Consider the following 10,353-nt stretch of genomic DNA (forward strand, 5'->3'; position numbering starts at 1 on the left):
GCGACCGCCTCGGCCGCCGGAAGACCATGGTCGCCGGCGTGGTGATCTACAGCGTCGCCACCGTCCTCGCCGCGACGACGGGCACCTGGTGGCTGCTCGGCGTGACCCGCTTCTTCACCGGCGTCGGCATCGGCGCCGAGTGGGGCGTGGGGACGTCGCTGCTCCAGGAGACCTGGCCGGAGAAGTGGCGCACCAGAGGAGCGGGCCTCCTCCAGGCCGGCTTCTCGCTCGGCGGCCTCCTGGTGTCCGCCCTGTGGGTGCTGATCGGCTCGACCTGGGACCTCTCCTGGCGCTGGATGTACCTGTTCGGCGTGGTACCGCTGATCATCATCGCCCTGGTGTACCGCCGGATACCCGAGTCCGCGCGCTGGGTGACGAACACCGCCACGCCCGAGCAGCGGGCCGGCCTGCTGCGCGGGCAGACCGGGCGGCGGTTCCTGGCCGCGCTCGGCGTCTCCGTCGCGATCACCGTCGGCTGGTGGGCGGTCTCCTCGTACCAGCCGACCTTTGTCGGCGGGCTGGTCCACGATCCACGGCGTACGGCCTTCTTCACCGGCTGGGCGGGGGCGCTGTACAACGTCGGGGAGATCATCGGCTGCATCGCCTTCGGCTTCCTCGCCGACCTCTGGGGGCGCAAAGGCACCACCACGTTCTACTTCGCCGGCTCGATCGTCGTCGTACCGGTGGTCTTCCTCGTGCTGAACGGGGCGGGCACGGTGACCGTGGCCCAGGTCGTCGCCGGGTTCTTCACCGGCGGCCTCTACAGCTGGTACACGGTGCACACACCGGAACTCTTCTCCACCCGGATCCGCGCCACGGCCATCAGCGCCGTGTTCTCCGGCGCGCGCTACCTCGCGATGATCGCCTCGGTCGGCTCCGGGTCGCTCGCCTCCGCGCTCGGCGGCTTCGACAAGGCGGCGGTGATCTTCACCCCCGTCTATGTGCTGGGCATCGTGGCGGTGCTGTGCCTGCCCGAGACCCGCGGCAAGGACCTCCCCGCATGAAGCAGCTCCCGCCGCTCCCGCGCCCTCCCGCCCGCTCCCTCCCCTCCCGCCTCTCATGCCCTCAAGACGAAAGGCAGCCCGAAATGACCAGGCCCGCACCGGAGTTCCTCTGGTACTACGTGACGCACGACGGCCCCTACCCCTGGGAGCCCGGGGGCCGCCGCGACATCAAGCTGCCCGACGTCAAGGCCCTCGCCTCCGCGCTCGACCGACTGCCGTACAGCGGCGCCCTGTTGTCCACCACAGGACACAACGTCTGGGTCACCGGCATCGCCGCGGCCACGGTCACCCAGGACTTCCGTCCGCTGCTGGCCCTCCGGCCGGGGATCACCTCGGTGACCGAACTCGCCAACATGGCCATCAGTTTCGACGACATGTTCGACGGCCGGCTGCTGATCAATGTCATCAACTCCGAGACCCCGGTGTGGCGCCAGCACGGCATCAGGCTGGAGAACGACGAGCGGTACGACCTGCACGCCGAGTACTGGGAGGTGTTCAACCGGCTCGTCGCCGGGGAGACCGTCACCTACCACGGTGAGTACGTGGACGTGGAGAACGCCGCCGGCAACCCGTGGGTCGCCCCGAAGCGCGACCACATCCCGCTCTGGTTCTCCGGGTCGTCCCCCAAGGCCCTGGACGTGGCGGGCCGGTTCGCCGACGCGTACCTCACCTTCGCCGAGCCGCTCGGCCAGTTGGAGAAGAAGACCGCCGCCGTACGGGACCGGGCAGCGGAGTACGGCAGGTCGCCGCGGATCGGGCTGCGCGCCTCCCTGATCGTGGGGGAGACGGACGCCGACGCGTGGCGCAAGGCCAACAAACTCCTGGCGTCGACCAGCCGGAGCACGCTGGACCGCAAGCTCGGGCTGATCGCGAAGGGCGGCAACGGCGGCGGTACGTCCGTCACCCAGTCCCGTATCTTCGCCCACATCCCCGAGCGGGGACTCGCCGCCATCAGGGCGGGCGACCTGCCCGACGCCCGCGACCTCAGCCACGACGAGAACCTCTGGCCCGGCATCTCGCTGCTCCAGCAGGGTCCCCCGATGGCGCTGGTCGGCGGCTACGACAGCATCGTCGGGCGGCTCAAGGAGTACCACGCGGCCGGAGTCGACATTTTCATCCTCGACTCGATGCCGCTGCTCGAAGGCGCCTACGAGGTGGCCGAGCACATCATCCCCGCCCTGCGGGACCTCTGAACCGGCGAACCCGCATGCCCCCGCACGACCCTTCCCGCACGAACCTTCCCGCACGAGCCGCATCAACGAACGGAGACAACCATGACGACGTACGACGACAGCGTCACCGTCACCACCACCCGCACGGCCGGCCGCTTCCTCGCCGAGGCCCGGGAGCAGTTCCTGGTCACCGACTCGACGGGCGGACGCGGCGGCCTGGGACAGGCGTGGCTGGCCGGTGAGTTGCTGCTCGCCTCCCTCGGCACCTGCGCCGTCAGCAGCGTCACCCACTTCGCCCGCGAGGAGAGCGCGAGCCTCGACGACGTCGAGACCACGGTCGCCTACACCCGCGACGCCGCCGACCCCACCCGTTACGAGGAGGTCGTCCTCTCCGTCGTCACCTGGGGTGTCACCCAGGAGACCGCCGAGCGGCTGACCCGCCTCTACACCGAGAACTGCCCCGTCTACGGCACCATTTCGCGCGGCGGCAAGGTGACCGTCGACGTCACCGCGCACCCCTCGGACCCGAGCCGTCGCGGGCCCGGCGTGACCGGCGACGCGGCCCGATAGGCTGGAAACCATGAGTCTCGGCCCGGCGCACGCCCCCACCAAGAGCGAGGTCGCGTATCAGGCGCTGCTGCGCGCCATCAGGACGGGGGAGCTTGCGCCGGGCCAGCGCGTCATCCTGGCGACGCTCGCCGACCAGCTCCAGATGAGCCAGACGCCGGTGCGGGACGCGCTGTCCCTGCTGGCCGACCAGGGCCTGGTGATCCGCCGCCCGAACCACGCCACGATCATCGGCGGCCAGACCGGCGAGCGTGCGTCGGAGGTGTCGATGCTGCGCGCCATGCTCGAACCCGAGGCGGCGATGCTGGCCGCCGTACGGCACCACCCGGCGGAGGTCGCGGCGATCGGCGCGGCGTGCGACGCCATGGACAAGGCGCTGTCGGACGGCGGCCCCTCGGCCACCGGGGACCTCAACACCCAGTTCCACCTGGCGGTCGCGCAGGCGAGCGGGTCGCCGCTGCTCACCGACTTCGTGGCCAGGGTGTGGAAGCAGATGCCGCTGGAGGGTCTGACGGCCTCCGGGCGGATGGAGCAGGCCGCCGAGGAGCACCGGGCGATCCTGACCGCGGTGGCCGAGGGCGACCACGAGGCGGCGCGCCGCCTGATGGCGGACCATGTGGGCCACGCGGCGGCGGCCACCGAGCAGTACCTGAGCCGGCTCGCCGACGCCCGTACGCTCCCCTGACCGAGCCGATCTCGTCTCAACTGACCACGATATCAAGGGTGTCCACCCTGTTGAGCGCCTCGCACCCCGGGCAGCACACGGCGGTGAGATTCCGGTAACGCACGCCGTCGTACCACTCGTGCGCGCACTTCCCGCACGCGACCTTGGCGACGAAGTTGTCACACCGACCGCTCGCGGCCATTCCGAGGCCGTTCAGGCCGCCGGAGAGGGCGATGATCCCGGCCGTGCATTCCGCCGCCGAGGTGTCGCTCTGCCACGGCCGCAGCTTCTCCAGGTACAGGCCGTCGATGTCCCTTCCCCAGTTGCCGTCGGGGGTTTCCACGACGTAGTAGAACAACTCCTCCTCGACCGGGGGCAGGTCCAGCAGATAGCGCTTCGCTTTCTCCGTGTCACTGCCCTGGAAGATGATGTAGCTGCCTTCGCCCTTCTTGAGGCTGCCGTAGCCGGGCTTCAGCCCCGCCTCCGCCGCCCGGGCCTGGGCCGCCTCCTGTGCCTCGGTGGTCAGGTAGATCAGCCGCGGTCCCCGGTCCGAGGATCGGCGTCGCTTCAACCAGCCCATGTGCCCTGCCTCCGCCCGCTGTTCGCCGATGACGCCTCCGACCGTAGCCATACCGCGCCGGGAGGGGTCCCGGACCGACGGAAGGGGCAGCCGGGGGGAGCGCTATCCGGTGGGTGACTGCGGCAGGCCGGAGTTCCGGGTGGGGCCCAGCCATTCGCACAGGAGGATGGTGGCGTCGTCCTGGAGATGGCCGTCGTGATGGTCGAGTACGGCGCGCATGAAGCGGCGGACCGTCTCGGGGACGGGCAGGCCGTCGGCGTTGTGGCGGATGAGGAAGTCGGTGAAGCGCCCGAGGCCGAATTCCTGGCTGCCCGGCTTGCGGGCCTCGGTGATGCCGTCCGTGTAGAGCACGATGCGGTCGCCGGGCTGGAGATGTTCGCTGCACAGCTCGACGGGCAGGCCCAGTTCGGTGCCCAGGGGGTGCGCGGGCCTGGACGCCAGTTGGCTGGTCCAGCGCCCGTCGCGGATCACCGTCGGCGGGGGATGGCCGCGGTTGACCCAGGTGAAGACGCCGGTACTGGTGTCCAGATGGGCCAGGATCGCGGTGACGAAGCGGTCGCTGCCGAACTGCCGGCCGACGGTCCTGTCGACCTCCTCGCTGACTTCGGCGAGACCGGCGCCGCGCCGGCGTTGGGTACGGCAGGCGCTCAGAGCGAGATTGACGGTGAGCCCGGCGGCGGTGTCGTGGCCCATCGCGTCGAAGATCGAAAGATGGACGCCGTCACCCGTGACCGCGTAGTCGTACGCGTCGCCGCCCGCCTCGTAGGCCGGTTCCACGGCGGCGCCGACGACGATCCGGCCGTCCGCGTAGGTGCGCGGCGCCATCAGCTCCCACTGCATCTCGGCAGCGAGATCCATGTGCCTGGTACGGGTCAGGAGCGTGTACGAGTCGCTGGTGCCCCTGCTCCCGATGATCATCATGCCCACCAGGGCCGCCAGCGACATCATGTCCGCACGCGTGTGCTCGTCGTCGGTGGCGGAGGCGATATGGAGGACGCCGAGCCGCTCGTTGCTGTCCCGCAGCGGCACCCAGAAGCGGTGCAGTCCGCCGTGGCGCTCGGCCGTGGGGATGATCCGGCCGTGCTGGTACGACCGCCCGGCGACCGTACCGTCGATGGAGAGGGCAGTGGCGTGACCGCCGAGTGTCCGTTCACCGGCGACGGCCTCCCTGACCAGCAGGTGCAGCGTGCGCCGCCTGAGGTCGCCCAGGTAGATCAGCACCTCGCTCAGCCCGGCCTCCGCCGCGCGTTCCGCCACCCGCGTGGCCAGCAGGTCGTAACGCGTCCGCTGACTGTCCGCGAGAAGCCCGAGAGCATGCGCAGGCTGCCCTCGCTCCGGTCAGCCATGGCGCCTTTCCTTCCGCCGGCGGTGCGGGACCGCTGCCGCGGTCCCGTGCCCCCGTAACCAGTGTGCTCGCTCCGGCGGCTCAGAGCTGGTTGGTGGCCTGCATCCCGCTGAGGATGATCACGAGGCCGTACTCGAAGCAGTCGTCGGTGTCCGGGTCGAACAGGTCGTCCCGTGCGTAGGCCTGCGCCGTGAGCGGGAAGCGGGTGCTGTCGACGCCCTCGCCGTGCGGGTCGCCGTCCGGGGCGGCCAGGCCCGCCGTGTGTTCCTGCTCCTCGATGGTGAAGCCGACCGTGTAGTGGAGCAGGGCTGCGACACTGCGTGCCGCGTTCTGTACGGGGAAGCCGGCGTCCTGGAGAGTGCGCAGGGCGAGTTCCGTCGCCCGGAAGACCGCCGGTTCCTTGAGGTTGCTCCCGGCGAAGATCTTGGCGCCGTCCTGGTGGCGCAGCATCGCGCGCCGGAGCTGACGTGCCCAGGAGGCCAGCCACTCCTGCCAGCCGACGCCGAGGCGGGGCCCTTCGAGTCCTTCGGCCGCGTCCGCGAAGATCGCCGAAGCCATGGCGTCGAGCAGCTCCTGCTTGTTCTTGACATGCCAGTAGAGCGCCCCCGGCTGCACGCCGAGCCGCCCCGCCACCATGCGCATGGTGAGGCCTTCGAGACCCGTCTCGTCCAGCAGGTCCAGTGCCGCCCGCGAGATCGCTTCGGCGTTGATCTTCATGTTCCTCCTCGGCCTTGACACTCTAACCCGCATCAACGAATCTTGGTGGGCGTTCAACTAATACTGAACGGCGTTCAAGAATGCGTTCAAGAATGACGTTCTCAGGCGAGTCCCCAAGGGAGCAACAGCGGGCATGAGCGAACTCAACGATCAAGTCATCGCGGAATTCCGGGCGAACGGCGGCGTCGTCCGTGAGGCCATGGGCGGCCATTTCAAGGATGTGCACCTGCTGCTGCTCCACAATGTGGGCGTCAAGACCGGGCGGGATCTGGTGAACCCGCTGCTGTACGTCGCCGACGGCGACAGCTTCGTCCTCGTCGGGTCCAACGGCGGCGCGGAGAAGGATCCGCTGTGGGTCGCCAACGTCGAGGCGATGTCGGAGGTCACCATCGAGGTCGACGACCGCACGCTGAGGACGAAGCCGGTCATCCTGCGTGACGGTGCCGAGCGCGAGCGGCTCTACGGGATCGTGATGGAGTACTGGCCCGACGTCCTGGAGTACGAGACCCACACGTCCCGCTCCTTCCCGGTGATCCGGCTGGACCCGATCGGATAGCACGGCCTTTTCCGCCCGCCCGCCCCGCGCCCGCCCGGATCGTCCACGGTCACCACTTCGACCGGCTGGTGCGGCTGCTCGACCCGGGCCGTACGGTCGTCGGCGGCGAGCACGACCGGGACGACCTCTGCATCGCACCGACCGTGCTCGCCGACGTGTCTCCCCGCCTCCGGATGGCAGGGATGGCTCGGACGGCGGCGCTCAGTCCGTCCCGGCGCCAGGACCGGAATCGCCCCGGCCGCTGCCACCACCCCCGCCGCCGGCACCGGCCCCCGCGCTGTCGTCGACCGGTACCACCAGCTCGTTCAGGCTCATGCCGGCCCCGCCCGCGACGGCAGCCAGCTCCTCACCGAGCGGCTCCACCGCCGGCACGTCGTGCGGCCGGTTGACCCGGCCCGTCAGCAGCGACGACACAGCGGCGATCAGGCACGCCGCCACGGCGAACCAGAACGCGATGACCAGGCCCTGGTGGAACGGACCCGAGATCAGGTGCGGGAAGAACTCCTTGCCCGTGATGTTCTTCCCACCGTCGGGCAGCGTCGAGAGCTGCCCGCCCAGCAGTTGCTGGAACGGGTTGTAGCCGAGGAAGGCGGCGAACAGCACCGCGATCGGCGGCAGCCCCGACACCTGCTGTGCCATCGCGTCCGGCACGCCCTGCTGGACGAGACCGGTGTGCATCACGCTCGGCAGGGTGCGGGAGAGGCCCGCGATCATCAGGCTGAAGAAGATGCCGATGGAGAGCACGGACGCCGAGTTCTGGAACGTCGCCGTCATACCGGCGCCCGCCCCGCGCGACTCGGCGGGGACCGCGTTCATGATCTCGGCCCTGTTGGGCGACGAGAACAGCCCCGAGCCGAGTCCGTTCACGAACAGCAGGATCGCGAAGAGCCAGTAGTTGAAGTCCGTGGGCAGCTCCATCAGAGCCACGAAGCCGGCGCCGGTGATCAGCGCCCCGCCCACGGTGAACGCCCGCGCGCCGTACCGGTCGGAGAGGTACCCGGACAGTGGCGCCGACAGCAGGAAGCCGACGGTCAGCGGGATCATGTAGATGCCCGCCCACAGGGGAGTCTCCTCGAAGCTGTAGCCGTGCAGGGGCAGCCAGATCCCCTGGAGCCACATGATCAGCATGAACTGGAGTCCACCCCGGCCGAGCGCCATCAGCAGACTCGCTATGTTGCCCGCGGTGAAGGCCCGCAGCCGGAACAGCGACAGCCGGAACAGCGGCTCAGCCACCTTCAGCTCGATCACGACGAACAGCCCGAGCACCACCACACCGCCGATGAGGGCGGTCAGCACCAGCGGATTCATCCAGCCCATGGTGCTCGACCCGTAGGGCTGGATTCCGTACGTGATGCCGACCAGTACGGATATCAGGCCGACGGCGAACGTGACGTTGCCCCACCAGTCCATCTTCGCCCTGGCGCGCACCCCGGTGTCATGCAGCTTCACGTACGCCCAGATGGTGCCGAAGATGCCGAACGGCACCGACACCAGGAAGATCAGCTTCCAGCTCACCGGCGCCAGCACACCGCCCAGGATCAGGCCGATGAACGAGCCGGCGATGGCGGCGATCGAGTTGATGCCGAGCGCCGTACCGCGCTGGCGCGTGGGGAACGCGTCGGTCAGGATCGCCGTCGAGTTGGCGAACAGCAGCGCGCCGCCGATGCCCTGGGCGATACGCCAGCCGATCAGCCACAGCGCCCCCGCGCTGCCGTCCATCCAGGTGATGGCGAGCATGATCGAACAGAACGTGAAGGCCGCGAAGCCCATGTTGTACATGCGTACCCGGCCGAACATGTCGCCGAGCCGGCCGAACGTCACCACCAGCACCGCCGTGACGACCATGAAGCCCATCAGCATCCACAGCAGATAGCTCGTGTTCGCCGAGTCCAGCGGGTCCAGATGTATGCCACGGAAAATATCGGGAAGGGCGATCAGCACGATCGATTGGTTGATCATCACCATCAGGACACCGAGGGTGGTGTTCGACAGCGCTATCCATTTGTAGTGTTTCCCAGGCGCGCCGGTCCGTGGCGGTTCTGTGCTGGTTTGTTCGGTCATGCCCACAATGCGTTTTCTCCCTCGCGTGCGTCTGCTCCGCCGGCGGGCGCGGAGGCAGATGGTTGGTCTATGCATGCAATCTATCTCGTGTGCGTGACATCCATATGTCGGGGAGCGGGCTTCCTTACCGGTGCGCGGCGGCGGAAGATCTACCGCGGACACCAGGTCCACCTGGTGTCCGACACGTCCCACAGGAGATGGAATGGCACCATCAACGTCCAGCACGATCACGTTGAACGTCAATGGCGAGAAGCACACGCTCCCCGTCGACCACCGCACCACCCTGCTCGACGCGCTGCGCGAGCATCTTGATCTGACGGGCACCAAAAAGGGCTGTGACCAGGGCCAATGCGGTGCCTGTACGGTGCTGCTCGACGGCCGGCGCGCCGTCTCGTGCCTCCAGTTCGCCGTCGCGGCCGAGGGCCGCGAGGTGACGACCATCGAGGGCATAGCCGAGGGTGACCGGCTGCACCCCGTACAGCAGGCGTTCCTCGACCTGGACGGCTACCAGTGCGGCTACTGCACGCCGGGGCAGATCTGCTCCGCCGTCGCGGTGATCGAGGAGCACGCCGCGGGCTGGCCGAGCGCGGCGACCGACGACGTACGGCCCGGGGCCGGGCCCCTGCCGCTGGACGCGGAGGAGATCAGGGAGCGGATGAGCGGGAACCTCTGCCGGTGCGGGGCGTACGTCACGATCGTGCAGGCGATCGCGAGGGCCGCCGAGACGGTGCGGCCCGCCTCCCTGCCCCACCCCCGTGGCTCGGCTGACGCCACCGATGCGGCGGTGTCGGCGTGAAGGAGTTCGCCTACCGGCGTGCCGGTGATGTGTCCGGCGCGCTCGCGCTGCTCGACGGCGACCCCGAGGCTCGGTTCCTCGGTGGCGGCACCAACCTGGTCGACCTGATGAAGGCAGGTGTCGAGCGGCCCGCCTTGCTGGTGGACGTACGGGAGTTGCCCCTCGACCGGATAGAGGTCACCGGCGACGGCGGGCTCCGGATAGGCGCGACCGTCACCAACAGCGATCTCGCCGCCGACCCCGAAATACGCACCCGCTACCCCGCGTTGGCCCAGGCCGTACTGGCCGGCGCCTCGGGGCAGTTGCGCAACATGGCGACCGTCGGCGGGAATCTGTTGCAGCGCACCCGCTGCGGTTACTTCGCCGACACCACGAAACCCTGCAACAAGCGTGCGCCGGGGACCGGTTGCCCCGCGATCGAGGGCGAGCACCACAACCACGCGATCCTCGGCGCCTCCACGCACTGCGTCGCCACCCACCCCTCGGACATGGGCGTCGCGCTGGCCGCTTTCGACGCGGTCGTGAGGTACGAAACAGCCGAAGGCGCAGGCGAGTTGGCGCTCTCCGAGCTGTATCTCCCGGTCGGTGACACCCCGCATCTGGAGACCTCCCTGCCACCGGGCGCGCTCATCACCGGTGTGACCCTGCCGCCGGCCCCGGTCGCCGCGCACTCGCGCTACCGGAAGGTACGCGAACGCGCCTCGTACGCCTTCGCGATCGGCTCGATCGCCGCCGCGCTGGACGTCAGGGACGGCGCCGTGCACGACGTACGGCTCGCCTTCGGCGCCGTCGCCTCGCGGCCGTGGCGGGCCCGCGTGGCCGAGCGGGCCCTGCTCGGCGGCCCCGCGACCGCCGACGCGTTCGCCGCCGCCGCCGAGGCGGAGCTGGCGG

At 69.6% G+C, this 10,353-nt stretch carries 11 protein-coding genes; 7 read left to right on the forward strand and 4 right to left on the reverse strand.

Annotation, left to right across the window (positions count from 1 at the left end; translation table 11 throughout):
• The 4 genes from QR77_RS28215 to QR77_RS28230 form a co-directional block, all read left to right on the forward strand.
• A partial coding sequence (locus tag QR77_RS28215; protein ID WP_040028800.1) for an MFS transporter occupies positions 1 to 1,004 on the forward strand: 1,004 nt, incomplete at its 5' end.
• Between the two features lie 83 nt (positions 1,005 to 1,087).
• The gene (locus tag QR77_RS28220) at positions 1,088 to 2,197 is read left to right on the forward strand and encodes an LLM class flavin-dependent oxidoreductase (protein ID WP_040024845.1); all 1,110 of its coding nucleotides are present in this window, start codon (positions 1,088 to 1,090) and stop codon (positions 2,195 to 2,197) included.
• Positions 2,198 to 2,278: 81 nt separating this feature from the next.
• Positions 2,279 to 2,746: an OsmC family protein gene (locus QR77_RS28225; RefSeq protein ID WP_052489112.1), complete on the forward strand. Its 468-nt coding sequence runs from the start codon at positions 2,279 to 2,281 to the stop codon at positions 2,744 to 2,746.
• A gap of 10 nt (positions 2,747 to 2,756) precedes the next feature.
• Entirely contained in the window at positions 2,757 to 3,428 is a 672-nt protein-coding gene (locus tag QR77_RS28230; protein ID WP_040024846.1) for a GntR family transcriptional regulator, read from the forward strand.
• Between the two features lie 16 nt (positions 3,429 to 3,444).
• On the opposite strand, the gene QR77_RS28235 is transcribed toward QR77_RS28230, so the two are convergent.
• The 3 genes from QR77_RS28235 to QR77_RS28245 all read right to left on the reverse strand — a co-directional run bounded on the left by QR77_RS28235 (position 3,445) and on the right by QR77_RS28245 (position 6,049).
• On the reverse strand, positions 3,445 to 4,038 hold the full coding sequence (locus QR77_RS28235) for a hypothetical protein (RefSeq protein ID WP_150130454.1): 594 nt from the start codon (positions 4,036 to 4,038) through the stop codon (positions 3,445 to 3,447).
• A 51-nt stretch (positions 4,039 to 4,089) separates the two neighbouring features.
• Positions 4,090 to 5,244, reverse strand: a complete 1,155-nt coding sequence (locus QR77_RS28240; RefSeq protein ID WP_236710839.1) for a GAF domain-containing SpoIIE family protein phosphatase — start codon at positions 5,242 to 5,244, stop codon at positions 4,090 to 4,092.
• A gap of 169 nt (positions 5,245 to 5,413) precedes the next feature.
• Positions 5,414 to 6,049, reverse strand: coding sequence for a TetR/AcrR family transcriptional regulator C-terminal domain-containing protein (locus QR77_RS28245; RefSeq protein WP_040024848.1), 636 nt, complete (start codon positions 6,047 to 6,049; stop codon positions 5,414 to 5,416).
• Between the two features lie 133 nt (positions 6,050 to 6,182).
• On the opposite strand from QR77_RS28245, the gene QR77_RS28250 reads away from it, so the two are divergent.
• On the forward strand, positions 6,183 to 6,605 hold the full coding sequence (locus tag QR77_RS28250; RefSeq protein ID WP_040024849.1) for a nitroreductase/quinone reductase family protein: 423 nt from the start codon (positions 6,183 to 6,185) through the stop codon (positions 6,603 to 6,605).
• Positions 6,606 to 6,806: 201 nt separating this feature from the next.
• Here the strand turns inward: QR77_RS28250 and QR77_RS28255 are convergent, their stop codons facing one another.
• Positions 6,807 to 8,666, reverse strand: coding sequence for an MFS transporter (locus tag QR77_RS28255; RefSeq protein ID WP_078877889.1), 1,860 nt, complete (start codon positions 8,664 to 8,666; stop codon positions 6,807 to 6,809).
• A 202-nt stretch (positions 8,667 to 8,868) separates the two neighbouring features.
• Here QR77_RS28255 and QR77_RS28260 point away from each other — a divergent pair, with 202 nt between their 5' ends.
• Together QR77_RS28260 and QR77_RS44100 are read left to right on the forward strand one after the other, a co-directional pair.
• Positions 8,869 to 9,462: a 2Fe-2S iron-sulfur cluster-binding protein gene (locus tag QR77_RS28260; RefSeq protein ID WP_040024850.1), complete on the forward strand. Its 594-nt coding sequence runs from the start codon at positions 8,869 to 8,871 to the stop codon at positions 9,460 to 9,462.
• Positions 9,459 to 10,353: xanthine dehydrogenase family protein subunit M (locus QR77_RS44100; RefSeq protein WP_236710840.1), on the forward strand; the 895-nt coding region annotated here is incomplete at its 3' end. The genes QR77_RS28260 and QR77_RS44100, both read left to right, overlap by 4 nt.

The sequence above is a fragment of the Streptomyces sp. 150FB genome (assembly GCF_000818195.1).
GTDB lineage: Bacteria > Actinomycetota > Actinomycetes > Streptomycetales > Streptomycetaceae > Streptomyces.